This window comes from Grimontia sp. NTOU-MAR1, assembly GCF_035758505.1.
Taxonomy (GTDB): domain Bacteria; phylum Pseudomonadota; class Gammaproteobacteria; order Enterobacterales; family Vibrionaceae; genus Enterovibrio; species Enterovibrio marinus.
Genome location: NZ_CP142108.1, coordinates 1,967,315 through 1,992,076, shown reverse-complemented (window position 1 = coordinate 1,992,076; position 24,762 = coordinate 1,967,315). Strand labels below are relative to the sequence as shown.

22 protein-coding genes, 1 tRNA gene and 1 pseudogene are annotated in these 24,762 nt (G+C 43.7%); 8 read left to right on the top strand and 16 right to left on the bottom strand.

From position 1 onward, the window contains the following. The first annotated feature begins 78 nt into the window (after positions 1–78). Positions 79–1,926, top strand: coding sequence for an alpha/beta fold hydrolase (locus VP504_RS09005; protein WP_325890892.1), 1,848 nt, complete (start codon positions 79–81; stop codon positions 1,924–1,926). 217 nt (positions 1,927–2,143) lie between these two features. On the opposite strand, the gene VP504_RS09000 is transcribed toward VP504_RS09005, so the two are convergent. From VP504_RS09000 to VP504_RS08965, 8 genes are all read right to left on the bottom strand, one after another. Next, a complete protein-coding gene (locus VP504_RS09000; RefSeq protein ID WP_062710420.1) occupies positions 2,144–3,115 on the bottom strand; it encodes a TAXI family TRAP transporter solute-binding subunit in 972 nt (323 codons plus the stop codon). Between the two features lie 19 nt (positions 3,116–3,134). Then, complete coding sequence (locus VP504_RS08995) at positions 3,135–3,311, bottom strand: hypothetical protein (protein ID WP_198159504.1); 177 nt, start codon at positions 3,309–3,311, stop codon at positions 3,135–3,137. Between the two features lie 8 nt (positions 3,312–3,319). Further along, on the bottom strand, positions 3,320–4,087 hold the full coding sequence (locus tag VP504_RS08990; protein ID WP_062710416.1) for a hypothetical protein: 768 nt from the start codon (positions 4,085–4,087) through the stop codon (positions 3,320–3,322). A 682-nt stretch (positions 4,088–4,769) separates the two neighbouring features. Then, complete coding sequence (locus VP504_RS08985) at positions 4,770–5,303, bottom strand: DJ-1/PfpI family protein (protein WP_325890891.1); 534 nt, start codon at positions 5,301–5,303, stop codon at positions 4,770–4,772. A gap of 764 nt (positions 5,304–6,067) precedes the next feature. Beyond that, positions 6,068–7,099, bottom strand: coding sequence for a hypothetical protein (locus tag VP504_RS08980; protein ID WP_062710410.1), 1,032 nt, complete (start codon positions 7,097–7,099; stop codon positions 6,068–6,070). A gap of 3 nt (positions 7,100–7,102) precedes the next feature. Next, positions 7,103–7,507: a hypothetical protein gene (locus tag VP504_RS08975; protein WP_325890890.1), complete on the bottom strand. Its 405-nt coding sequence runs from the start codon at positions 7,505–7,507 to the stop codon at positions 7,103–7,105. Between the two features lie 171 nt (positions 7,508–7,678). Continuing rightward, the gene (locus VP504_RS08970) at positions 7,679–7,864 is read right to left on the bottom strand and encodes an IS1 family transposase (RefSeq protein WP_442788872.1); all 186 of its coding nucleotides are present in this window, start codon (positions 7,862–7,864) and stop codon (positions 7,679–7,681) included. Positions 7,865–8,150: 286 nt separating this feature from the next. Further along, on the bottom strand, positions 8,151–8,576 hold the full coding sequence (locus VP504_RS08965) for a hypothetical protein (protein ID WP_325890889.1): 426 nt from the start codon (positions 8,574–8,576) through the stop codon (positions 8,151–8,153). A gap of 735 nt (positions 8,577–9,311) precedes the next feature. Here VP504_RS08965 and VP504_RS08960 point away from each other — a divergent pair. Then, positions 9,312–9,736, top strand: a pseudogene (locus VP504_RS08960) (IS3 family transposase); the annotation flags it as partial. Between the two features lie 421 nt (positions 9,737–10,157). Then, positions 10,158–11,396 carry a site-specific integrase gene (locus VP504_RS08955; RefSeq protein WP_325890888.1) on the top strand — a complete coding sequence of 413 codons (1,239 nt, stop codon included), beginning with the start codon at positions 10,158–10,160 and terminating at the stop codon, positions 11,394–11,396. Positions 11,397–11,427: 31 nt separating this feature from the next. Here VP504_RS08955 and VP504_RS08950 read toward each other — a convergent pair whose 3' ends face one another. The 4 genes from VP504_RS08950 to VP504_RS08935 are packed head-to-tail and all read right to left on the bottom strand — an operon-like array spanning position 11,428 to position 14,932. Then, a complete protein-coding gene (locus VP504_RS08950) occupies positions 11,428–11,640 on the bottom strand; it encodes a hypothetical protein (protein WP_325890887.1) in 213 nt (70 codons plus the stop codon). 12 nt (positions 11,641–11,652) lie between these two features. Beyond that, a complete protein-coding gene (locus VP504_RS08945; RefSeq protein ID WP_325890886.1) occupies positions 11,653–13,218 on the bottom strand; it encodes a patatin-like phospholipase family protein in 1,566 nt (521 codons plus the stop codon). Positions 13,219–13,271: 53 nt separating this feature from the next. Further along, complete coding sequence (locus VP504_RS08940) at positions 13,272–14,141, bottom strand: hypothetical protein (protein WP_325890885.1); 870 nt, start codon at positions 14,139–14,141, stop codon at positions 13,272–13,274. Beyond that, complete coding sequence (locus VP504_RS08935) at positions 14,132–14,932, bottom strand: HipA family kinase (RefSeq protein WP_325890884.1); 801 nt, start codon at positions 14,930–14,932, stop codon at positions 14,132–14,134. The genes VP504_RS08940 and VP504_RS08935 overlap by 10 nt, the downstream gene beginning before the upstream one ends. Positions 14,933–15,776: 844 nt before the next feature. Here VP504_RS08935 and VP504_RS08930 point away from each other — a divergent pair. From VP504_RS08930 to VP504_RS08910, 5 genes are all read left to right on the top strand, one after another. Beyond that, positions 15,777–16,676, top strand: a complete 900-nt coding sequence (locus VP504_RS08930; RefSeq protein WP_325890883.1) for a hypothetical protein — start codon at positions 15,777–15,779, stop codon at positions 16,674–16,676. An 87-nt stretch (positions 16,677–16,763) separates the two neighbouring features. Next, positions 16,764–17,006: a helix-turn-helix transcriptional regulator gene (locus VP504_RS08925; protein ID WP_325890882.1), complete on the top strand. Its 243-nt coding sequence runs from the start codon at positions 16,764–16,766 to the stop codon at positions 17,004–17,006. Then, a complete protein-coding gene (locus VP504_RS08920; RefSeq protein ID WP_325890881.1) occupies positions 16,999–17,280 on the top strand; it encodes a hypothetical protein in 282 nt (93 codons plus the stop codon). Before VP504_RS08925 ends, VP504_RS08920 begins: the two co-directional genes overlap by 8 nt. Then, positions 17,264–18,802 (top strand): replication endonuclease, encoded by a 1,539-nt coding sequence (locus VP504_RS08915; RefSeq protein WP_325890880.1) that lies wholly within the window; start codon positions 17,264–17,266, stop codon positions 18,800–18,802. Before VP504_RS08920 ends, VP504_RS08915 begins: the two co-directional genes overlap by 17 nt. A gap of 140 nt (positions 18,803–18,942) precedes the next feature. Next, positions 18,943–19,536: a DarT ssDNA thymidine ADP-ribosyltransferase family protein gene (locus VP504_RS08910; RefSeq protein ID WP_325890879.1), complete on the top strand. Its 594-nt coding sequence runs from the start codon at positions 18,943–18,945 to the stop codon at positions 19,534–19,536. A 12-nt stretch (positions 19,537–19,548) separates the two neighbouring features. Here VP504_RS08910 and darG read toward each other — a convergent pair whose 3' ends face one another. The 4 genes from darG to dnaG form a co-directional block, all read right to left on the bottom strand. Continuing rightward, entirely contained in the window at positions 19,549–20,586 is a 1,038-nt protein-coding gene (gene darG / locus VP504_RS08905) for a type II toxin-antitoxin system antitoxin DNA ADP-ribosyl glycohydrolase DarG (protein ID WP_325890878.1), read from the bottom strand. Between the two features lie 251 nt (positions 20,587–20,837). Further along, positions 20,838–20,913 (bottom strand) — tRNA-Ile (locus tag VP504_RS08900). A gap of 153 nt (positions 20,914–21,066) precedes the next feature. After that, positions 21,067–22,899: an RNA polymerase sigma factor RpoD gene (gene rpoD / locus VP504_RS08895; RefSeq protein WP_325890877.1), complete on the bottom strand. Its 1,833-nt coding sequence runs from the start codon at positions 22,897–22,899 to the stop codon at positions 21,067–21,069. A gap of 93 nt (positions 22,900–22,992) precedes the next feature. Then, positions 22,993–24,747, bottom strand: coding sequence for a DNA primase (gene dnaG, locus VP504_RS08890; protein WP_325890876.1), 1,755 nt, complete (start codon positions 24,745–24,747; stop codon positions 22,993–22,995). Positions 24,748–24,762 lie beyond the last annotated feature (15 nt).

The window sequence follows — 24,762 nt, the reverse complement described above, 5'->3', positions numbered from 1 at the left end:
CACCGCGATCACAACGCCAGTCAATCTCGCTGAATCCTGAATCTTCAGGTTATTCGGGTATAGCAGTAGGTTGTTGTTGTGTTGATCTCTAATGAAAAGCTTCATGATCTTATTGAAAATATTTATGAAGCGGCAGTTGATCCTGAAAAATGGCCAGTATTAGTGACAGCGGTTGCTAATTTACTGGAAAACACGAATTACCAAGACTTTAGGGGATATTCCCAGCATCACCAGAACACATTTCTCCCTGGCAGCGAAGCGCCAGAAACGATATCTCTGCAAAGTGCATTACTTCAGGTTTGCCCTCTATCATCAGATTCTGAAGAGGCAAGCGGCCAATATAGCCAAACAGAGCTTGATGCAATTCTATTACGCCATTTTAAATCTGCTCTGGGGATCGCACAAAAACTGAATGTACGAGAATCCTATAGAGCCATTATGACGTCGGTGCTTGATCAGCTTCCTGTTGGCCTGCTCATTCTAAACAGTAAAGGAAGCGTGCTGGAAAGTAACTTTCTCGCCAAGAAAATGCTGGAAAACCAAGGCCTGCTCAAGATCGAAGATGGCATCATTAACGTCAAGGACAGGGAGTTAAAAGCCCGCTTGTTTAAAGCTATTCAGGCAGTCGCTTTAGATTTTTCTGGTAAGCACAATCAGGTATTAATGTTGGGAGAGGCTGCCCGTCCTCTGGAAAAATTGATGGTACTGCTCAGCACCATTTATGGCCAACAAGATGAGAGCGGGAATCAGCTTGTCGCGGCTTTCCTGTCGAGTCCGAAAAACCAGCCCGTGTCTATCCCCGATTCCTTGACGCAATACTACGGCCTGACAAAAAAAGAGGTGGAGGTCGCCTGCCTGCTCATTCGGGGCTTTTCGGTGAAAGAGTTGGCCAATGAGATGCATGTTACTGAGCACACGGCGAGAAGCCATCTAAAATCCTTGCTGTCAAAAACCAAAACGCAGCGACAGACTGAATTAGTCCGCATTTTGTTGACCGGCCCTAGGCCTATCATCGAGCAAGCGCAACAAGTCGCGCTATATCGTGGTTCGATTCAGAACCAAGAAGTAAAACAGGTCACCGTGAAGGATGGACGAACATTGAGTTATTCCGAGTATGGTAAACCAATGGGTAAGCCCATACTTTACTTACACAGCATTCTGGGGGGAGGAAAGGAGCTGGAATTGATGGCAACCTCAGATGAGATCAGCGAGTTGGGTTACCGGATTATCGCGCCTGATCGTCCGGGCTATGGCAGATCGAGTGTGGACAAAAATGGCTCTCTTTCAGCATTTGCAGAAGATCTAAACGTATTACTTGAGCATTTGAAAATAACTCAATTGCCCGTTTTGGGCTTTTCGATGGGGGCGCTTTACGGGGGCAGTTTTGCGAATGCCTACCCTAACAGAGTGCAAAAGCTCATTGCTGTTAGCGCTGGTTTAGCCTCTACGGAAAAATCAGAGTTTCAGCAAATGAATCCGCTTTGGCGGGTGAGTATGCTTTTAGCCAGAGATGTCCCCAAAGCTTTTCGGTTGATAGCGAACTTAATGTACACCACGTTCCGGAAAAACCCGCATAAAGTCTATAGCCTCATCTCATCAAGTGTTGTTGGTGAAGAAAAGACACGTTTCCTCGACAGCAAGTTCGAAAAAGAATTTTGTAACGTTCTTAACTACGGCTGGCAACAAGGCTTATATTCGGTATGTCGAGAAGTAGAGCGACTGGTGGGGAAACCGGATTTTGAACCAGGTTCGTTACCGACACATGTTGTGTTTTGGCATGGTAATAAGGATATGCATGTGCCACTGAGCGTAGCCAGGCGACTTGAAAAGCAACTGCCTTCTACTGAGTTTAGGGAGGAGCTCAATAGCAGTCACTTTTTTATTTGCCTCAAATTGAAAGAGATACTTTGTGTCGAGATGAGCTGAAAAAAGAAGGCGCTTTTTCAAATTTAGCGAAATTAGCGAAAATACCCATGCTGAAGTTCCCAGCGCACGCCTCCTTTTTGGGGCGACCAAGGCAAACGAATCAGCTCTAGTACCTGGCATAGGAACAACCAAGCGCTAGAGCGAGTCAGAGCAAAGAGAGTATACCGAGAGGAATCTAAAACTCCCTGGCTGTATCTGCCTTATGATTGAGCGCCAGCTAGTACTCTTCGTCCTCTAACTTATCTTCATCAAGAGGGAAGTAAGACCAATCTGATTGGCCCTCATCTTCTAGATAGTCATAAACACTTGCCCAGTTAGGGTTCGTGTTAGGATCATCAGCCAAGTCAGCAACATTGGCATAAATACACGTTGCCAATTCAATCATCGATGCGTTTCGTTTTTTCTTACGGAAGGACTTGCCTACCAATAGTGCGCGCACACCAACGGTCTCAATTGACTGCACTTTGCCAGCAATTTGGTAATTAACGTTTTGCTTGCTGTAGAAACCGGCCGTCTGGGAAATTTGGTCATAATCCAGTTCTGCCAATGTCCACTTACCCGTTTTCAAATACTCATCAACCACTGCGTAAGGTGCACCACCAACCAAAACTAGCGGCATGCTGGTGTCATTTGGGTTGTTGGCGGCTTCAACGACAGAGAGATTCAAATTGAAGAAGTAGCTCAGCGCTTGTGCCGAGACCATCGAGCCTCCCCATGAGCCTACTGTCTGTCCTTTTAGCATAGGGAGTTCAAACTTCTGTGCTTTCTTTTCAGAGCCACCGAACCACTTAGTCCACATTCCGCCACTATCATTACCCTTGGGTTTGTAGTTTTTAGGAATTAAAAGGTGTACGGCTTCTTCGTGTAAACCAGATAGAACCTTTATGCGGTTTTTATTGACCTGTTTGGGTGAGCGCTTAGCATGAAAGTTAAGAACATCTTCTTGCACCATACCGAGTGCATACTTCTTATTGGTAATACCGAGCAAGTTATCAACAGACCCACCGGAGTTTGTGATGGTTAAGTCGAAGTCTGTTACTTCATCGGCACAGTATTCAGCAATATCATTACCCATACCAAAATAGTTACCCGTAGGACCGCCGGTTCCCATCACAAGCTCTTTAGCTACCAAAGGGCTCGATATAAAAGATACTGCGAGTGCAGCAGCCACCAAATATTGATGTTTCATTTCGCTATTCTCCTTTAGCTTAAAATGGGCTTTCCGTTAATACGTTGTTGTTGTGGCTTTCTGATGAATCTCCGTTTGTCGTACTTAGGAAGCTAAGAACACCCAGAGCCAAAGTCGCGGCGCACAAAATACCAATGAAAATCTGCATCACTTTCGTTGTTTTACCGACTTTAGTCTCTTGCTCGATATTCGACATATCAGCTCCTATTCTTTGTTGTCAATTTCGTAATCCGCAACGGAGTTCTCAACACTCACCATGGCTTCATGGAAGTCTTGTTCAATGGCTGCAAACGCTTCCATGCCAAGCATTTCCTCAAGTTTGTTACCGTTGGAATCATTGGCAAATTTCAGTGCGTCACCCACCATGTCAGAAAATTCAGCCATTTCTTTATAATCGCGGACTTTTATTTCTAATTCTTTATGCGCCCGGGCGGCTCGATCTACGTTGGCTTTTACCATGCCATAAGCGGCTTCAACTTTTTCAGCCATCTCAACCTTTCTTGCGTAGTTAGATGACTCTTTATTTGATGTTTTGAGCCGTGCATTGATTTTATTGACAAAACCACCCATTTTGTCCCTTGCTGCACGTGCAGAATCTAAACGATTCCCTGACTCAATAACCATATGGGTCAAGGTTTCAATTTTGTGAGTTTTCGCTTCTTCAATCATTTTCTTTAAAACATGATTACGCATTTTTTGCTTAATCATGGGATCCGCCATTTTCAGATAACGAAAGGCGTAAACCATAAGTGCCACAGCACCAAGCCCAACCACCAGAGCAATAACACCGGTAATTATCTGAAACAGGATCGTCCCCAAAAGCATCAATCCAACAAGCGCAAATCCAGCAAACCCTAAATTCCGCGCCGTGCTTGTCACAGACGAATTTTGCTCGCGCTTAATGTCCGCAATTCTCTTGTTGCTCTCTTCAACGAGAGAGGTGAAATTTAAAGACTTTGTGACCGTAGACAAGCTACCTCCCAATCCTTTGGTTTTTATCCAGTGACTTGCACTTAAATTTGAATGTGTGCGAAAGAAAACGAGTCTCTAAGAACGACTCCACGCTACTTTCTCAAAAAATCAGAAGTCAGTGTGTGAATAATTTTTGAGCAGTGTTTGTGTCGCAGGCATTTGATGTAATGGTAATTATCTTAACATTGAGAATACTACTTTTTCTCAACGACTCTGGAGAGACTAAATGAAAGCATGCAGTCAATTGAGTCGCATAAGAGAGAATATGAGTAAACGATTAGTGCCATGTCCCATATTGCAATATTGAGACGATTAACTTTTTAGAATACCTCGGGAAGAGCCGCTGATAGATAGGAAAATGAAGGGAAAGAGGATATTCAAGAGGCTTTTCAGGGGCTGTCGCCTTATGCTCCAAACACCTGAATTCGAGTATCTTCAGGTGGTTTAGGTAAACATAGATATGACTATTGGACCAATGAAGTGGGCGCTCAAAGAGGTTGAATTTATAGATCCGTGAATCCTTAAAGGCGCTCAGAGTTAAGCGTCGTAACGTTTTTGACGCGCTTGGCTCCGCGCCATTTTATTCTCCAGAATAGGAGCGGCATTTAATGGTCTTAGGGGTTGTCATCTCTCGCTATTTCACCATCTGCAATCAGTGACAAGTAACGACTACAGCATACCCTCAGAAATGAGGTGAAGTTGCTGATATCATGATTTGTACAAGCTTTCCATCTGTGATCGCTTCATCCATAGCAATTTCTACATATTTCCCTTTCGCAAGCTCAACTTCAGGTTTGCAGGCAGGGTAGGCCGTTAGTGTTTTTCCCTCTACCACCCCAGCAGATGTTAGTAGTTGAATACCATGGCAAATTGATGCCACAGGTTTATCAGCCGAGAAGAAATCACGAACGAGCGCTATCACTTTCTCGTTCAAACGAAGGTATTCAGGCGAACGGCCTCCTGGGATGTAAAGAGCTTCGTAGTCTTCAGCTTTTACATTCTTAAATAACGCATTGAGGGTAAAGTTATGTCCTCGTTTTTCCGTATAGGTTTGATCCCCCTCGAAATCATGAACAGAGGTTGCGATGGTTTCACCTATCTTTTTGTTCGGGCACACCGCATCGACTTCGTGTCCCATTGCGGTAAGCGACTGGAAATGAACCATATTTTCGTAGTCTTCGACAAAGTCACCGGTGATCATTAGCACTCTTGCCATTATTAGCTTCCTTTTGTTCCTATAAATCAGCGCAAGTACGATGTCTGCGCGGTTAATGGTTATCTAACCGCAATTTATTAACAGCGTGGTAACACTTGGATGTTACATCGTGCCATCTCCAAGGCGAATTGAGATTGACCCGGTCAAGATGAGAGCAGTTTTTGCCGAGGTAATGGGGTAGCTGGTAGAGGATATTTTCTAGTTGTTTCTCATGAAGGTAAGCGCTTTTGGGGCCGTATGACCCGGGTGATACTTAGCTCCAGTTCTTTTCAAACAGACACATGCCGAACCGGATTCGACTAAGCAGTTTAACCTGATAACTTTTGAAATTATGGACTGTCTACCAATTACAAAAAGTCAGGTGTTAACCCAAAAACTCAACGTCAGGCTATTCAAAGAGCAACGTTTAAGGTTTCGGCTGCTTCAATACCGATCCATCCCCAGCTGGAATTGATTTTTTCGGTCACGTCCATGATTTCCGCGATATATCGTCGAAATAACAAATACTTCGATATTGTGCGACACAATGGCATAGGTAGTATGTTTCAACATTGGAAAAGTACGGTTCTGATTACAAAAATATTCGTAATTCAGATGCCGTACTTTGGGGGGCATAATGTGCCAGAACAGGTCGGCCTGACACGATTATGGGCAAAAGCTTGTTGAGGAATTTCTGCATGAAATGAGGTGCTCAGATGGGTACCTCAGAAACCTATCCATTTTTCAACAAGCTCGGTCATGTCAAAGTCATAATAGATAAGTTTTTATACTTTTAGCTTTTCTATTACGTTCAAGACATCTTGAGTATTGTAGGTTTTCCAACCGCTTTCCATATCGGTAGTGAAAAGAGAACGAAAACCATTGTCACTCTTTAAAAACTTATTGACGTTATCTGATGCTTTAGCATTATCACCATTCAAAACTCTTATCTGAATTGGTAGGAACTGCTCTAAGTCTTCGGACTCATGGCTTGCTTTTAGAAATAGGGCCAGATTAACCATATCGTGCTCATTCATCAGTCTCAACGCTTGTGGTTTCATGGCACCTTCAAGCTTTTGTGTATACTTGCCCTTTTCATTCATAAAGGTATTGATACCACCAATTCCATCTCCTTTCTGTTGAAAGGTATTCCCATCCAAGCTTGAGTCAAGATTACTTGAAAACTCTAAAACGCCCAGAAGAGGATAACCTGCAGCTTTCCATGAACCGAGCTCTATATTATTCTGTAACTTATTCGCTGCGTTCTGCCTAGCTTTAGTAAACGCATTCCCTGGCCTGTCACTAATCCCTTTGTCACCTGTTTGAGCAACAAAGAAGTGGTGGGTTTGAGATTTATCTTCAACCCCACCACTGGCATCTCCTCCCAGTACTTTTATGCCTGCATGCCCGCCCCATACTTCGCGGCTGGACAGTATTTCACCAATAGCATCTGTACCATGAACCCAAGTTTTGGCCATGTTAGTATTAGTCTGTGCTGGTAGTTTAACTATTTCACTCACAATCGTAGCAGTAGACTTCTGCTTTCCTAACTTATTTACAAGGTTATTGAATTCACCTACAGTGATTTTCTTTGAATCTCTAATTGGTTTCATTAAGCTATCAATATCATTTTGACTGAGCCCGAATTCTTTTTTTAATCCCTCAGAAATGGCATCGATTGCTGCTGTTCTAGCTCCACTCTTTCCTAATGAGAGGGCGTTAAACCTAGGCGCAGTCTCAATATTTTCGCCATTTTTAACAATTTCTTTATCTATGCTTTTTGATAATATTGGCTGTGTAAACGATTCAATTTTCATTAATTATACTCTCAATACTTTGTTTATAAGTGAGGTGTTTTTACTTCTATTTCCACTCAGTAAATCTGTCCATTCAATGATTTTTCTAGTAAATGAAAGAAATGTATTTTTTAGGTCATCATCTAGGATTAATGTCTGAAAGCATATATGCCCATCTGTATCAATACCTATTGAAATTCCAGTTTCGGTATAACAGGCGTTGTATTCTAAAATTAACTTATAATGATCAGGGTTGACTTTTTCATCTGTAGGGTAACAGGATAATTTGGTGTAGCCTTGTGCACTAACGAATAAGAAAAAAACGTCATTCGATGTTTTTACGTAGAAGCTACCATTTTCATTGTCAATTAAAGTTGCTGATTCGAGATTTTCTACTAACTTAAGTATTTTATTATAAAGGTCACACATTATTTATCTTACCAGTTTAAACTAATAACAAGTGCGACTTTAATACTTTATAAATTTAGTGCATACCAAAATTGGTCGTATTTTTTTAGCTATGAAAAGAACCAAAAATCCGATCGTTTTACGGATAAGTTGCTTAAATCTTGAACCTGATGTTAAGTTGCTCTCCTCAATTCACTGAGTGAATCTTTTGCTTACAACGTGATTTTCTCTTGGTAATGTTCTCCCGCAGACATTGAAGTAATCTGTGAAAAAGAAGCGGATTTCGAACGGCTTTAGTAAAGCAAATAGCGCTCGCAATACAGCCGCATTAAGTCTACCAAATGCATGAGCAAAGGTGAGTTTATAACGTGGCTCCACATATTAAAATATGACCATCAATTTGGCTTCGCCCCCTGCTTATAGCTTTTATTGTTCGCTTAATAGGTTGGGCTTTCAAATTAGTTTTACTAAGTCAAACTCATATTAACAGAGCATGAATGAGTAAAAATTCTAACTCGAAGTGTGGAAGAAATGAGTTAAAGCAATCTGTCAGGTCTGATTCAATCTTAAAGATGGATTGCTCTCTGAATAATTCTAGTTATTAATGAATGGATTACAAATTACAAACTACCTCTCTTTGACTGTGTTTTTTGTTAGTGTTGAGTTAATCTTCAATAAACTCATCCTGGCTTACTATAAACTCATCAAATACATCGGATTTTGCGGCATTAAAGCAACCATAAGTTCTAGATGATGAGCCATCTTTCATATATCCAATAGAGCGATTCGCTTCACTTATCAGAATGTTAACAGCTTCGGTATAGGGATCATTCTCCGTTTCAAATGTGTCTGCGTTTTGAACAATCCTGTAGTCACCTTTACCCATGAAAGACAGCGCTCGTTTAGTGAAATTCAAGTCTTTGGCCAATTTGCTCTCTGGATCGATGGCAATAAGACAGCTTACCAGTGCGTAGTCTTTTAGATTATTTCTAGCTTCAAGTATCTGCCCACTGAGGGCTACCGGAGAATAAGCACATCCAGCCGAAAGGACCGTCACTGCTGCCAGTTTGTTCAATCTTTTAATTCCCATAGCATTACTCTTTTGGGTGAAACTGCGCCACCATAACGCTCGTAGCTACCTAGTCCATGGCAATGAGTCGTAACCAGTTGGTCATCCTAGTCAGTAACTCGATCTCCAACATTAACCACCTCGACCATATCTACTTCCTGTTCGATAGGATAGATATTAACTAGAGGAGTCAGAGGCTGATGGCAAGTTAGTGTTTGCGAAACATAGAATCTAGTCATGCGGGGGCAAGATTTTGCGTAGTTGGCAAAAAGTTGCTTACAAATTCGTCAGGTGAGCCAAAGAGGCGAATACCATGTCTGGCGTATAGAAAACCAACCTTATTCTGACTTCACTGGAGCCTTGGATAATTTAGAGGTTCTACGAACAGCGCCGTTTTTTTTAAAATTGCGCACCCTGCCAGGATGAATTTATTTTCTGTTGGGAGTGTTAAATAGTGCATAACTCTTCCCTGTCTGGGTAACTGGGGGGGGTGTTATCTTTGGCCTCGTTGGTGTAGCAATAACGGGAAAATCAAGGTTCGGTCGCGTAAATCAGCGATTTTAAAAACAGAGAGTGAAAATACACTAACTTATTAGTGAGCATCGCCATTGGGCGTTTTTTGTGTTTCTGATAAGGACAATATGATGGATAAACAGGTTGTTAAATGTGGGGTGTTTCTCTCCTTTGCCGAGACAGTGAGTCGCATTTTAAGTAATGTCACGCCCTGAGATAAGTAGGCACATTGGAGACTTATCTATGAGCACCCCAGGAAAGACAACGCTTAAACGCACTCAACGTGACTACTCCTTTGCCTTCAAACTGGACGTGGTTTCCCAAGTCGAAAAAGGCAAGCTGACCTATAAACAGGCTCAACAGCATTATGGTATTCAAGGTCGCAGTACCGTGCTTGTCTGGCTCAGAAAACACGGTAAGTTGGATTGGTCACGACCTTGTACGCACTCTCCTGTGTCTATATCGTCCGAAACACCTGCACAAAAGATAAAGCGACTCGAACGCGAACTCGCCAATGCTGAAGCCAGGAATATGATTTATGACGATGTGGTAGTGCTGGTGAAAAACGAGTACGGCATTGACCTTGAAAAAAAGTACTTAGCCGAGCGCTTTGGCAAGCCAAAGAGCTAGGGAAAGTCAATCTGGCGCTGAACTGTCGGTTGTTTGATCCTTTCGATAATCCCCCTATTTGATGGTATCAAGTTGCTCCCTAATGCGCAGTGATGTCTGCAAAAGGCGCCGCGTAAACCGCCCCATGCTTTTTCGCCACGTTTAGCGGCTGGATAGCCGTTCCTTGTTTGACTAAAAAACGGCAGACACAAAAAAGGTTAGTAGGCATTACGCCTGTTAACCTTCTGGAATATAGTGAACCCTCGCGGATTTGAACTAAGGACCAATCGATTATGAGTAACGAAATTGATGGTTTTCAATGAACAGCAATAAACAACAAAAATCAAATAAAACTATAAATATCAATGTTATAGAAATTGTGATGTGTTTTTCAATGTTCACTGAAATTCATGGAGAAATGAAGATTTTGCTATAAATATGCTATAACGGGGGAAACGAGACGCAAGGAAGCCGACCTAAATGCCCATCAAAAAGAAGATCACCGCGACCAGTATCAAACAGCTTACTCTTGAAGAAAGACGCCTCAATGATACCGAAATTTCCGGCTTCCATGCGCTCATGTCGAAAGCTGGGCGAATCTCTTACTACCTCTATTACCGCATTGATGGCAAACAGGTGAATTACAAGCTTGGGTTAGCAAGTGAAATTACGCCAGCTCAAGCGCGAGACCTTGCCAGAGAGAAAGCAGGTGAAGTCGCCAAAGGAAACGACGTTCAAGAAATCAAGAAAGCAGCAAGGGAAGAAAACCAGCGCCGTCGACACCTCAAGCTCTCAACCTACCTTACCGAACGTTACGAACCTTTTCTCACTACGAGAAACCCAAAGACTTCACGCAAAATCATTAACCACCTGACGAACAGCTTTAAATTTCTGCTGGATAAAGACTTAGAGCAAATCACAGCATGGGAAATCGAAAAATGGCGGACAAGCCAACGCAAGTTAGGGCGAGCACCCGCGACCATCAATTACACGCTGAACACGCTCAAAGGTGCACTATCAAGGGCGGTTGATTGGGGGTTGATTGAATCGCATGACTTGAGAAGAGTGAAGGCGATTAAAGCCGATAATACGCGAGTTCGTTACCTGACCGAAGCTGAAGAGAAGCGACTTCGCCATGCTCTGAAAGAAAGGGACTGGAAACTCAGGGAAAGCCGACGTTCGAACAATCAGCATAAAACCATTCGTGGCTATGAAACCTTACCGAGTTTGGATGATGTGGCGTTTGCTGACTACGCAGAGCCATTAGTAATTCTTGCCATGAATACAGGCTTACGCCGTGGCGAACTGCTTGGCCTTGAGTGGACAGATGTTTCCTTTGATGAGCGCTTCCTCAAAGTGAAAGCCAGCAATGCCAAATCAAAACTCTCTCGAACCATGCCGCTAAACAATGAAGCGTTTGACGTGCTGAAAAAGTGGCGAGAACAGAACCCGACTACACGTTTCTTATTTGAAGGCAGAGAAGCTGGAAAGCCTATCACTGATGTCAAAAAGACGTGGGGAACCGTGCTGGAAATCGCCATGATTGAAGGCTTCAACTTTCACGACCTCCGCCACCACTTCGCGAGTAAGCTTGTGATGGCGGGGGTAGATCTAAACACAGTGCGAGAGCTGCTCGGTCATGCAGACCTTAAAATGACCTTAAGGTATGCGCACTTAGCGCCAGAGCATAAGGCGGCGGCGGTTGGCCTGATTGGATGAGAGTTTGAATCGAAGCTGCTAGAGCACGAATCTAGTTGCTAAGATTGAATGCTGAATCTAGATCACTGCTGAGGCTCTCTCTATCTTCGGCTTTCATTGACTTTAGGCGAGCTTTGATCAAATTTTCTCGAGCTATATCATTAGTATCTACTGCGCTGTCGAAGTACTCTTCTGGGGAGCTCTTACGGATTAAAGAAGAACGGCGCATCGATAGAATCTCGGTTCTAGGTTTTGATTTATCCATAACATCCTCCTTTTAATGACAAGGTTTTGATAGCATTCGGCTCAGTACAAGCAACCAAGGCTCAAGCATGTTGACCCGAAAATAGTCGAGAGTAGTTGGTTTCTTTTTGTTCAAGTCTAACCAATAACAATCGTTTGGTCCAACGTTTACGTCCAATACTAGAACTCCAGCTAAATGTGAATCACTAGAATTAACCCTCTCAAACTTCAGTACATCATCTTCAATCGGTATTGGAAATGAGACTCTGGTTCGAGTAACGCCATGCCGGTTTTTATCAGATGACACGACCTCAGCTTTCTTTTCCCAAGCTTCCCAAGCGTCTGAACGTTTTATCGTTGACCATTCATAAACATTCCCAGTCGCGTTGCTTGAGTTTGCCAGAGAAATTATTGTATCTCGAGATGATGGCGTATAGAGCCATACTCGTACTTTCTCCGATGAGTTTATTTTTGCTATGTCTTGTATCGTATTTAAAACCACACTGAACATTTTGCCAGAACCATAAATAGCAAGGGCTTCTTTCCATACGTCGTCTGCAGAAGCCTGAAGGAGCTGAACAGTTTTATCTACTTCAAAAAAATTTGAACCGTTTACTAGTCCTGCATAGTAAAGGCGCATGATATCTAGCTTGGTAATATTTACGTCTAACGTATCAATATCACTTGGTACGTCAATACGTACACGTCTGGCTTTGAGCATGTTTGACATTACATGGTCACTAGCTTCCAAGGCTGTATCAATCATCCTTGCCACGTAATCCAACCGTCCGGGATTCTCAAGTGGCACATTTTCTTCCTTGAACAGATCGAAGGCATAAGTCGTGATACTTCCAACTCCCATTTCATCTTTAAACATGAACATCGGAAGGTTGGAAGATAGTCCACCGTCTATTAAAACTTTTTCACCAGCGATCTGAGGGTTAAATAAGAATGGGTAAGATGCAGAAGCACATACAGCGTCAATAACACTTTCCGAAGGAGTGTTTTGAACTGAATAAACTAAGGCTCTCTTTGATGATAAGTTTGAACTTATAACTCGGAGGTCTATTTCAGTCTCATTTTTTAATAACTCAAATGTAGGGCCATTTCCATCAGATGATATAAGATTTGGGCATTTTGATTTTGTCCAATAAATTAGTGTTTCTTTAAGCTTTTTAGTACTATAAATTCCTAAAGCACTATTATTTATTATTCTATATATTGGTCGTATCGACTTGATAAATGGAGTGGTTGCTGAAACGGCTTTTCTTATATTTCCATAAAATTCAATATGAGTCCCACCTTTATTTATTTTTTTTATGTAGTTTGGAAATCTTGATATTCCTTCTACATGATCCTTCAGAGAGAAATATTTCTCCCCTCCGTCATAAAACAGCATATCTTTAAATGGTGTACGTAGCATCTTTTGATAAATTTCCTCACCAGAATAACCAATGCTAGCCAGATATGCGATAATCGCGCCAGCAGAAGCTCCTCCAAAGCCCGCAAAGCGAATTCCATTCTTATTTGCGGAAGCTAAAGCACCTGCCAAAGCTACACCCTTTACCCCGCCTCCTGCGAAAACACCATATGACTTCATACTAAGCTACACCCTTTACCCCGCCTCCTGCGAAAACACCATATGACTTCATACTAAGCAGCAACCTTTATCAAAGCTTTCGCTGCGGACTCTACAGTTTCTGCAGTATATACATCTATCTTGGCTGCTGAGCTTATATCTTGGATCGTTTGTAATGTGTCATTAAGTCTATCTACCACAATTTTACTTAGAGAAGCATCATTGGGATTTGGAGATTTTAATATGATGGAGTAATTTTCGGGTAATATTAAAGAGCTACTTCCCATTAAATGCTCAAGATCTAGTATTCTTGCTTTTATTATATTTAAAGATGATGAGTGATGAAGTGGGGATAGTACGCCAAAATTCACTGCAGCTTTATCTGAAAGAAACCCAAACTGTGTTTTTAATTTTGAATTACCAATTGCTAGTTTAACTTTAAATGACTTCTCAAAATGAGAATGAGTATTTAGGACGTTTTTTATAATAGAATCTTGCCAGCGAATTGACTGTTTCTGGCTCTGCTTATCTTGTTCAATATCATCTCTATCTACGGCCATACTCAAACTGCTAAGGCTAGATGAACGTTGAATAGCCTGTCTTGCAATCATAGTTATGCTGTCGTCAGCTGCTCTTTTGGTTAAACCTGAATAAAGACCGTCAAAGGGCGGTTGCCAATCTTTCATTTGGCGTCTTACAGTTAAGTGTTCTTTAATCGAAGTTTCACATAAATCTATAAGCGACTTTACGTTCTTAGATTTACTGCCGTAAAAAGATTCTAAAACTTCGTCTCGTAATGTTTTGAATATTCGAAATTCGTTGTTTTCATCTTCGATTACGATTAGTACAGTGAGTCTTTCTCCTGATAGCAATATTGGCTCAAAATAGACAGGTGTCCAACTTGCGCTATACGAGGGGAAGTCAGGAAAGGAATCTATATACATTCTAGTAAATCCCCTTGTTCTGGGTTTAGTTTTTTTCTTAAAATAACACTTAGTTTATTTATTCTTTCTATAAGGAAATTTGTTATTTCATCTATGGAATTTTCACAGATAAATGAACTTCCAAAACATAATTCGACAAAATCGGTGATGTCAACTTTCTCATAGCTCACACGAATTTCTTCATCTAGTTTCTTTAAAATTCTAGCTTTTGATAACTCATCTATATCATCTGTGATGAAGTTGAAAAGTAAGTTCTTCTCTATTCCTTCATCGATATTAATTGAACTAGATAAGGCTAAATCATGATCTATAAATATGAAATCGTCACCACCGTCATATAATAGGTTTCCCCAGTGCCGATCCCCGTTGGCTATCCATTCATCAAAAATTGCAGCTTCTAGAGACTTAGAGTGCTCCCTAAGTTTGTCCCAAACGACACTCCCATCATCTATGTTCAAAACGCGGTTTAAACTCGGATAATCTGCATCTACTGAGCCAAATGCGTACAAGTCTTCTGTTGGCCCATCACATTTTGTTAAGGATGAAACCAAGCTGGCTGGAACTTTAACTATGAGTGGCTCTGGTATGGGTATCCCTACTGCCCGCCCAATGATGGCACAGAGAGACTCGATAAAGAGCTGTCTTTTTTCGAGTAACTTGAGGTATACGAAGGTTGTATCACCGTTTAGCAGTTTTACTGGAGCTTTCCATACTGGGTTTTTGGTGGTTTCGGTTAAGAGATCAGCCCCAGGAAGAAGGGTGGCTAGTTGTATCTTGCTGTTGTTTGTCACGAAATTCTCAGTGATTAAGTTGGCGGGGCATTTGAAAGAGGAAAACTACCGTCCTAAGGTTACAGCCCTCAATGCCAAGTAAATTTAGTAGATTTGATACGTTTGCCTTTATTTTAATGCAAAGTCTTAAAGGTAGGAAGACGGTAAGGGTAAGGGATGTCTTTCATTTTCAGTTTATATCTCATTTTTTATCTTGTTACACCAAGGCTTCGTAATGGCCTCTGTCCTATAAAGTCTTAAGAGGTTTCTGGATAGCTTATACCTGACGATACTTTCACAAGTATTCTGAGTAGTGCATTTCTTTTCATAAATTGCAGAGAGGCCGAGACAGATCGCTTGCCGTGGCGTTACGTTGCTATCAACTTATCTTAATCTAGCCGAACATAGAGCCAGCTAATAAGCTGGCTTGTTAACCGAACTAAAAGACACATTGAGCCGAGCTCCCTCGGTTAGATAGACCTTTGTGTTACCTCTTTCGGTCAAAATCAAATGTTCGGCTTCTTAGCCGACGAAGCCGCATAAACACTAGGCTTCTAACCGAAACGGGAAAGCCTAAAAGCTCGGTTCAGTTGGCTAGCCAACTACTATGTTGGTGCGCTCTCCATTTTTTCGGCTACCTAACCGACGAAACCGCATAAACACTAGGCCTCTAACCGAAATGGGTAAGCCTAAAGGTTCGGTTCACTCCGCTAGCCACTACTAGGTTGGTGCAACCTCCATTTTTGTTCGGTTACTTAACCGATCAAAGCCGCATAAACACTGGCTTTCTGATATTTGAAATTGATTCAAGATGTTCGGTTTGATTAACCTATAGGTTGGAAAACAGGCAAGGAAGTAAGCACGGATGCTGAAACGACGCTTTTATCGGTTAGATGAAATCTCTGATGTAACACCTCTAACCAACGGTGACCTGCTTGATGCAGTGGAAACAGGAAAGCTGAGACTTTGCGCGTGGGTGGATGCAAAAGCTCTGGGAGCAACTAAAAGCCGTACTGAGGTGTATCCTTATTCTCAAATTCCCTTGTTTGATTATCGTGGAGTTTTGGGTTTATCGCCCGATGACTCGATTAAATGTATTCAGGCAGAAGAAGCCAAAGTCGATATAGTCTTTATATTAGAGCCTGAGAAAGTTACCCGCTGGCGACATGTGTCTGTCGACTTTCCAGATGCTAAGCAATGCCGGAAAAATGAGGCTCCCCCATTGGTAGCCCAATACCAATCTACTTTTTTTGCCTTTGCTTCAATCGGTACGAGAGCTGAGTTTGGCGACGAGATGAAGAGGCTTGCTAATTCTGGTGTTGAAGAGCAACGAAAAGCAGGTGCCAAGCGCTTACTCGATGCATTCTTAAAGGTCGATAAGGTACTTGAGAAGAAGTCGTTGGTAATCAAGCCAGAACAGCTTCGGTTTGACTTGAACTTAGTCAACAGAACGTTCGGTTTAGCAGCAAATGGTCATAAAGAGGTTGCTGAGCAAATCGTCGATACAACTGGTGTCGAAACACATCCCATAAAGACCATGATCGCTAAGGTGCTTGTTGGCAATAGAGAAGCCAATGCGCGAACCATTTGGAACGCTATAAGACGCGATCACCAAAACGATGCAAAGCAGATAGATACAGATAGCCTGATCAGCACCATGAATAATGATGAAATAGAGTGGTTTGGTCAGAAAGACACGGTACGAATTACCAAGTACAAGACCTTTCAAAACCTGATAGCAGAGGTTAGAAAAGGCCAAACCTAAAAACCTTCCCGACTAGATTCCCGATGAGCCTCCCGACGCCATCGGGACGCTTACGGTATCTCCCAACGAACTACAGGAGATATCGTTATGGCTATACAGCACGCAAATAAACGCGCATACACTGAACAAGAAACTTCCGCCTATATCGGCATGAGCCGCTCTTTTCTGCGTCAATCACGCATGGAAGGCCACCGCCTGAACCGCACAGAAGCACCACCGTTTATCAAAATTGGTCGTGCCGTCCGTTACCTAAAAGAAGATCTCGACCAGTGGCTCGATAGCCACCGCAAGCAAACTCATCTTATCTGTGATGGAGGTGAGCATGTCTAACGCTAACAAGCCCAAGTTAAACAAACACCTTCGAGACGTTATCGGAGCGCTTCAAAAAGGGCATTGGTTCGAGCTGTGCAATTCAAGCAAACCATGCATTGAAGGCCGTTACGCCTGCTCTGAGGGTTTCGGTATTCGAGTGATGCACCGGACCATTCTCAAGCTTCAACGGGAAGGGATTCTTGCAAGCAAAAAGGTGTCTTACTACGGTATCTCTTGGCTTCGCTATGAACTAACTGATGAGGGGAGGGCTTTAGATGTTAGCCATTCCTGATAGCGAGCTGGCGAAAATTGATTGGGATGACAGGGCGTTCGTAAAAGAGCGCCTTTCCCTATTGCCCCCCAAAGCACAGAAAATTCTATTCATTCGTTACAAGGCTATCTCAAACAAGCAGGTTAGAAACACAGACCTACGTGAATTGGTTGATAGCCTAACGGCAAAGCTTACCGTTTCCCCTGAAACGCTTAGTCTCAGCATGTCAGAAGATGAGCTTCGCGAAGAAGCCGAAAATCTCGTTGATGCTGCGTTGTCGATTCGTCGAGCCATGATGGGCAACGAGGAAGAAACCCTATCTTCACTGATCGCACTTTGCCGAAGCTATGGAATCACTCCGCCAGAAGAGACAAAATACACGCTCGAAGGGCGCCTAAAGCGTATGTCGGATAAGTCTTGGTGGCTGCGTAAACTTCGCAAGGCGTTGCGAGCGAACATCGAAACCACCATGCGCCATCTTGGGGAAGTGAATCGCTGTAAAGCTATCTATTGCTCAGATGAAACGCTCACCGCCAGGGCAGCGCAAAAATTCCATCAAACGGAATATCTTTCAAATACCGTTATGACCAATCAACACGGTCAAAGCTTTAGCCTGTTGGAGCTTTCACAAAAGGGCGTATCTGACCCTAAAATCCGCAAAACCGAGTTGATGGTTCGTGCGCGTGGCTTTGAAGACCTCGCCAACGAGCTAGGCCATGTTGCCACTTTCCTAACCATTACTTGCCCGTCAAAGTATCACCGCAGCTATGCAACGACAGGCGACGATAACCCCAAATGGCAAGGCTATACGCCAGCCGAAGCCCAAACCTATCTAAACGAGAACTGGAAACTGGTTCGCGCCAAATTGCAGCGAGAAGATGTACGTTTCTATGGTTTTCGCGTCGTAGAGCCACAACATGACGGCACACCGCATTGGCACTTATTGCTGTTTGTTGAGCCTCGCCACTATGACACCTTGATAAACATCATGCGTGAGTACGCAATGCGTGAAGATGGCGACGAGAACGGCGCAGATAAGCACCGTTTCACCGAAGTGAAGATAGACCCTAATAAGGGGTCAGCAACGGGCTATATCGCTAAATACATCTCTAAAAACATTGATGGTGAGAACCTTGAAGCGGGCGTTTACGGTGAAGACCCCAAATGCGCAGCGGCGAGGGTGGATGCATGGGCGGCATGTTGGAGCATTCGCCAGTTTCAGCAACTTGGCGGCTGTTCTGTGACAGTTTGGCGCGAATTACGCCGTTTAAAGGCCATGATGGGCGAAAGCAAGTTGGTAACAGAAATCCATGAGGCAGCGGACAAAGGTTGTTGGAAGACGTTCACCGATTTAATGGGCGGTGTGTTTTGTAAGCGCACAGAACAGGCTATCGCGCCGCATTATGAGCTTGCCGTTGATACGGCAACAGGCGTTGTGAAAACCTCGATGTATAGCGAAGAGGAGCTTTTGAAGGTACTGAAAGGCATCTCTTCGGGTGGCAAAACCATCATTACCCGAACTAACGAGTGGCATCTGTCCTAGGGACAGATGCGCTTTTACTTGGAGTTCTGTGAATAACTGTATTTTGGTTGTACGTCCCATAGCTATATTTATTTTCTCACGTGTATTGATTTTTAATCATTAGTCATTATTTTTGTGTGGTTGTTTAATAAAAGGAACACATGGTGCGTAAATCAATCAGAGATGGGAAGCTACTTTATCACTTCACGGCTATTGATAATATTCATGGTATTTTTAGCGAAGGCCTAAAACCCAGAAATGAGCTGAATAATTTTAAAAATGTTGCTGATGCTAGCATCTTGGGTGGAAGACGAGAGCGAGCTCTCGATAGCATGGTTCCGTTTCATTTCTTTGTTAAAACTCCCTTTGACTATTCAGTGGTTAATAGTAATCCAACTATAGAATTTGTTTACATAACAGTTCGTAGAAGCTTGGCTGAGCACTACAACTGGAGTATCTCTACAAGGCACCCTCTATCTAGGGGAGCTTCTAAATTGCTGCCATATCAAGATGGTATGGCAGCAATTGACTGGGATTTAATGGATAGCAGAGATTGGGATAGTAACGAATGGAAGCAGGTAAGCATGGCAGAGTGTTTATCCCCCGCTACGTTGCCCACAAGTGACTTTTTCAAAATTTACGTAAGGACTGATGCTTGTAAAAGCTATATTGACGGGTTAGCTGAGAAGTTTGGACTCACTATCGATGTAGAAGTCAATAGCCTGATGTTCTGTGCAGCCGCACAGACAGCCTAAACCCATACTCAATCATTGGAGCCATTTTTCCTCTTTCAGCCTTTGAATGGCTCCTCTGATCATAGCCTTAGAGCAAGTGCCTGTCGTTGTTAAGCTTTCCGATATCAATTCAACGGGTAAATCCTTAGATACAATCTCTGTGCTGTCGCAAGGTTGTTCAGTGATTACCCAAAGGCTAGTTGCCAATACGGTTAGCCCATCAAGTGTCTCGTACCCAGAAATTGAATCAATAACATCCAAGATCAGTTTCTTTGACTTTTGCGGTATTACATATTTCGAGAAGAGGTCTTTGAGTATGTCTTTGTTCAAAGTTATAGAGTTTCTATTTGCAGCTTTCTGTTCACCTGACATGTATATGGAGCTACCGTCAATTTTGACAAGGTAAGTGTGTAATCCATCAGAATAAGGTGCATCTTTGAACTTATTGAAAGTAAGCCCATCTATCCCCAGCCCTCTTTTGTCTAGTAAATAAAGAAAGCAGTGGAGTGCTTGCTCTGTAACTTCTTGTTTTTTTGTTTTCTGAAGGTAAGTACTCACAGCATATAAAACTGTCGCCCGAGAAACGGTCATATGGACATTAACTGGCTTCTTAGGTTCTTCATTGGGAGCGTATATTCGCCATTCAATGCCATTGATCGGTGACAGTTTGTTTATAATCTTTTGCTCTACCTGACTCCAAGGCAATCCGCCTAGTCCGGCACCCAACGCAGGAATGGCAACACTCTTTAACTCAGCATCAATGGCTATCTTTACTAAATCCTCTAAACCAGATTCTATATACTCAATTTTTGACTTCCCCCTCCAATGCTCCTTGGTCGGAAAGTTAATGATAATACGTGGTTTTTTCAGTGATTTAGTTTCAAAGATAAACATCTTGCCCGTAACAACTTGATTGCGTTTACAGGCGTCCCTATACGCATCAAAATTCTCAGGGTATTTTTCTTTGAATTGATAGGCGAGCCCTTTGCCCATAACACCTACGGTATTCACAGTGTTGATAATGGCCTCTGCATCATCAGCAAACAGATCACCTTGCACGTACTTAATCATTGAACTGGAGTATCTCTATGTGTTGTCAGTATTTTTCTGTGTTTGAGAATATAACGGATAAATGTTTGTCAGTAATCTTCTAATTTTGGTCTTGTGTGTAGATTAACATAACGTCTTTGGATGTGGTTTTTCACTAAGACAGCAAGAGTAACTTAAGACCATTATCTATTAATTTGCTATAACAGTGCTATAACGGGGCAAAAAAAGCAAAAGGCCTGAGTGGTTACTAACCTCTCAGGCCTTTCTGTATATGGTGGCCCCTCGCAGATTTGAACTGCGGACCAATCGATTATGAGTCGACTGCTCTAACCACTGAGCTAAGGGGCCGTGTAGGGAGTTGATTATAAGGGGTGGAAGCAGGGGTGTCTAGACGTAACCACACCCTATTCAGTATGCTTTTTAGCCACTTAGTTCAAATCGCAGAAATGAAAAAGGCGAGCAGTGCTCGCCTTTCCAATATTGCTTCAAATACGTCTTGGATTATTCGTCCAGGAAGCTGCGCAGAACTTCTGAGCGGCTTGGGTGGCGCAGTTTACGCAGTGCTTTCGCTTCAATCTGACGGATACGCTCACGCGTTACGTCAAACTGTTTGCCCACTTCTTCCAGCGTGTGGTCGGTATTCATGTCGATACCGAAACGCATACGCAGAACTTTTGCCTCACGTGGTGTCAAGCCAGCCAATACTTCGCTGGTTGCCATTTTGAGGTTGTTCATGGTCGCGGAATCCATTGGCAGCTCGAGGGTGGTATCCTCGATAAAGTCGCCCAGATGTGAATCTTCATCGTCACCGATTGGGGTTTCCATGGAGATTGGCTCTTTGGCGATCTTCAGCACTTTGCGGATCTTGTCTTCTGGCATTTGCATGCGCTCTGCCAGTTCTTCTGGCAGTGGCTCACGACCCATCTCCTGAAGCATCTGACGTGAGATACGGTTCAGTTTGTTGATAGTTTCAATCATGTGAACAGGGATACGGATAGTACGTGCCTGATCTGCGATTGAACGGGTGATTGCCTGACGGATCCACCATGTTGCGTAGGTCGAGAACTTGTAACCACGACGGTATTCGAACTTGTCTACCGCTTTCATCAGGCCGATGTTACCTTCCTGAATCAGATCCAGGAATTGCAGGCCACGGTTGGTGTATTTCTTAGCGATAGAAATAACCAGACGCAAGTTCGCTTCAACCATTTCTTTCTTCGCACGGCGAGCTTTCGCTTCACCGATTGACATGCGACGACTGATGTCTTTAACGCGCTCTACAGAAAGGCCAGTTTCGTCTTCAACGATTTTCAGTTTCTGTACGCAGCGGCGAAGATCTTCTTCGTACTGCTTCAGGCGATCGACGTATGGCTTTTCTGAAGCCAGTGCTTCGTCTAGCCAGCTGTCTGACGATTCATTGCCGCTAAACAGTTGTACAAAGGCTTTCTTCGGCATTTTCGCTTGGTCTACACAAAGGCGCATTACAATGCGTTCTTGCGTGCGCACGCGATCCATTGTGTCGCGCATTTCGTTGACCAGGCGGTCGAATTGTTTTGGTACTAGACGGAACTGCTTGAACACTTCTGACAGCTCGGCGATGGCGCCAGCGGTGTCTTCGTGGAAGCGGCCGTTTTTCTCGATTGACAGTTGCATGCCTTCGTAAGCCAGACGCAAGTCGTTAAACTTTTCGCGCGCTAGCTCCGGGTCGATGCCGGTATCTTCTTCTTCGTCATCGTCCTCATCGTCGTCGCCATCATCTTCGTCTTCAAGCTGCTCTTCTGTGAGCTCGGAGCCGATGTGAGTGGCGGTAGGTGCGATGTCTTCTTGGTTCGGGTCTACGAAGCCAGAAATGATGTCTGTCAGGCGAAGCTCTTCAGCTTCTACTTTGTCAAACTGATCGAGCAGTGATGAGATGGAACCAGGGTATTCGGCAACCGATACCTGTACTTGGTTAATACCATCTTCGATGCGTTTGGCGATGTCGATTTCGCCTTCGCGGGTAAGCAGTTCTACTGTACCCATTTCACGCATGTACATGCGTACTGGGTCAGTTGTACGACCTATTTCAGATTCAACGCTAGAAAGTGCTGCTGCTGCTGCTTCGACGGCATCTTCGTCCGCGACAGTTTCAGACATCATCAGCTCATCGGCATCTGGCGCTGTTTCCACCACCTGAATACCCATGTCGTTGATCATCTGAATGATGTCTTCTATCTGATCAGAATCAACAATGTCTTCCGGTAGGTGGTCATTTACTTCTGCATAGGTTAGATAGCCTTGTTCCTTACCTTTTGCGACAAGCAACTTTAGCTGTGACTGCGGATTTTGATCCATAGACGATATCCAACTTCGGGTCTGAGTGAAGAATTTAGTATGCGGAAACGCAAACTGCCAATTTTAGCAAAATACAAGTATGCTGGCTAGTTTCTAGTCGGGTCGGCTTTGTAATAATAGCCATAATTCCCGTCTCTCTTCGGCTGATAAGCCGACGCTTCGATCTTTAGCTTGAAACTTGTCTATTTGTTGTTTGACACACTGGTCTAGAATTTTATCCAGCGAGTCTAAAAAAACGTCTAATACATTGTTTTCGTTGATGGGTAATTCCCAACTTGCCAATTTGGCCAACAATGCCTCTTGTTCTGTGCCGCGCCAATGTTCGAGCAGCTGTCCTGTCGTAATATTGGGACGGTTTCTGCAAAGTTCAAGCATGGTGGTGAATAAATTTAAGCCGGGCATGCCGAGCTCTTCCACCCCATCCAGTGGCGGTACGTTTTCTATAAACCCTGGATTTTGCAATAACAGGGTTATAACTTCGCGCATCGGCGTGCGTTTCATTTCCGGCAAGGGCTTGCGCGTTTGCGCCTGTCCTTGTCGGCTGATGAGCTTTTCAAGTTGCTGCTCATCAGGTAGACCTAGCTTCTGGCCCAAAATGTTACGTAGGTAGAGACGAAGTGTGCCACCTGGTACTTTGTCAATCAGTGGTACGGCCAAAGTGGTGAGCTTGGCTTTGCCTTCCTGACTGCTGGTGTCGACCTGTTCCATGAGGGTGTTAAAAAGGAATTCGGATAATGACATTGCGCCTGCGAGACGCTGTTCAAAACCTTCTTTACCTTCCTGTCGAACCATGGAATCTGGATCTTCACCATCTGGCAGGAACATGAATTTGAGCTGGCGTCCATCTACCAAATGTGGAAGTGCCTGCTCCATTGCGCGCCATGCGGCGTCACGTCCCGCTCGGTCACCGTCGTAGCAGCAAATCACGTTGGAGGTTTGGCGGAACATGGTTTGCATATGTTCTGCGGTAGTGGCGGTGCCCAGTGATGCAACGGCATAATCAATGCCAAACTGCCCCAGCGCGACAACGTCCATATAACCTTCAACAACGAGCAATTGCTTGGGCTCGCGGTGTGCCTGCAACACTTCGTACAGGCCATACAACTCACGTCCTTTGTGGAATATCGGTGTTTCCGGTGAGTTAAGGTATTTCGGTGTACCATCGCCAATGACGCGGCCACCAAAACCGATAACACGTCCACGACGGTCACGAATAGGGAACATCACGCGGCCACGGAAGCGGTCGTAACGGCGTCCGTTGTCGTTTTCTATCAGCATGCCGGTTGACACCAGTGCCTGCTGGCTGTTGTTGTCACGGCCAAAGCGTGAACGCACCTGATCCCATTCGTCAGCGACGTAGCCAATCCCAAACTTCTGCACGATTTCACCGGAAAGGCCACGGCCTTTGAGGTAATCAATCGCTATCTTACCCGCTTCATTACGCAGTCCACCTTGATAGAACTGGGCGATTTGGCCCATCATCTGGTAAAGGTCGCGTTTCTGATCGCTGCGTGCATAAGGTCCTTTTGGAGCACCACCGCCGGATTGCTCTCTTGGCACATCCAGACCCAGCGAAGACGCCAATTCTTCGATGGCTTCGACAAATTCGAGGCGATCGAACTCCATGACGAAGTCGATGGCATTGCCATGTGCACCACAACCAAAACAATGATAGAACTGTTTCTCTTGGCTGACGGAGAAAGACGGGGTTTTTTCGTTATGGAAAGGACAGCAGGCACCGTAGTTTTTGCCTTGCTTTTTGAGTTTCACCCGCGCGTCTATTAGCTCGACGATATCGAGTCGGGCTAGCAGATCATCAATGAATGAACGTGGGATCTTTCCTGCCATAAACCTTTATGCGTT

What these genes read in the sequence shown, in the direction of transcription:
- VP504_RS09000 (WP_062710420.1), bottom strand. Translation starts at nt 3,115, where the DNA reads ATGAAACATCAATATTTGGTGGCTGCTGCACTCGCAGTATCTTTTATA.
- VP504_RS08995 (WP_198159504.1), bottom strand. Translation starts at nt 3,311, where the DNA reads ATGTCGAATATCGAGCAAGAGACTAAAGTCGGTAAAACAACGAAAGTG.
- VP504_RS08985 (WP_325890891.1), bottom strand. Translation starts at nt 5,303, where the DNA reads ATGGCAAGAGTGCTAATGATCACCGGTGACTTTGTCGAAGACTACGAA.
- VP504_RS08980 (WP_062710410.1), bottom strand. Translation starts at nt 7,099, where the DNA reads ATGAAAATTGAATCGTTTACACAGCCAATATTATCAAAAAGCATAGAT.
- VP504_RS08975 (WP_325890890.1), bottom strand. Translation starts at nt 7,507, where the DNA reads ATGTGTGACCTTTATAATAAAATACTTAAGTTAGTAGAAAATCTCGAA.
- VP504_RS08965 (WP_325890889.1), bottom strand. Translation starts at nt 8,576, where the DNA reads ATGGGAATTAAAAGATTGAACAAACTGGCAGCAGTGACGGTCCTTTCG.
- VP504_RS08955 (WP_325890888.1), top strand. Translation starts at nt 10,158, where the DNA reads ATGCCCATCAAAAAGAAGATCACCGCGACCAGTATCAAACAGCTTACT.
- VP504_RS08950 (WP_325890887.1), bottom strand. Translation starts at nt 11,640, where the DNA reads ATGGATAAATCAAAACCTAGAACCGAGATTCTATCGATGCGCCGTTCT.
- VP504_RS08945 (WP_325890886.1), bottom strand. Translation starts at nt 13,218, where the DNA reads ATGAAGTCATATGGTGTTTTCGCAGGAGGCGGGGTAAAGGGTGTAGCT.
- VP504_RS08940 (WP_325890885.1), bottom strand. Translation starts at nt 14,141, where the DNA reads ATGTATATAGATTCCTTTCCTGACTTCCCCTCGTATAGCGCAAGTTGG.
- VP504_RS08930 (WP_325890883.1), top strand. Translation starts at nt 15,777, where the DNA reads ATGCTGAAACGACGCTTTTATCGGTTAGATGAAATCTCTGATGTAACA.
- VP504_RS08925 (WP_325890882.1), top strand. Translation starts at nt 16,764, where the DNA reads ATGGCTATACAGCACGCAAATAAACGCGCATACACTGAACAAGAAACT.
- VP504_RS08920 (WP_325890881.1), top strand. Translation starts at nt 16,999, where the DNA reads ATGTCTAACGCTAACAAGCCCAAGTTAAACAAACACCTTCGAGACGTT.
- VP504_RS08915 (WP_325890880.1), top strand. Translation starts at nt 17,264, where the DNA reads ATGTTAGCCATTCCTGATAGCGAGCTGGCGAAAATTGATTGGGATGAC.
- VP504_RS08910 (WP_325890879.1), top strand. Translation starts at nt 18,943, where the DNA reads ATGGTGCGTAAATCAATCAGAGATGGGAAGCTACTTTATCACTTCACG.
- darG (WP_325890878.1), bottom strand. Translation starts at nt 20,586, where the DNA reads ATGATTAAGTACGTGCAAGGTGATCTGTTTGCTGATGATGCAGAGGCC.
- rpoD (WP_325890877.1), bottom strand. Translation starts at nt 22,899, where the DNA reads ATGGATCAAAATCCGCAGTCACAGCTAAAGTTGCTTGTCGCAAAAGGT.
- dnaG (WP_325890876.1), bottom strand. Translation starts at nt 24,747, where the DNA reads ATGGCAGGAAAGATCCCACGTTCATTCATTGATGATCTGCTAGCCCGA.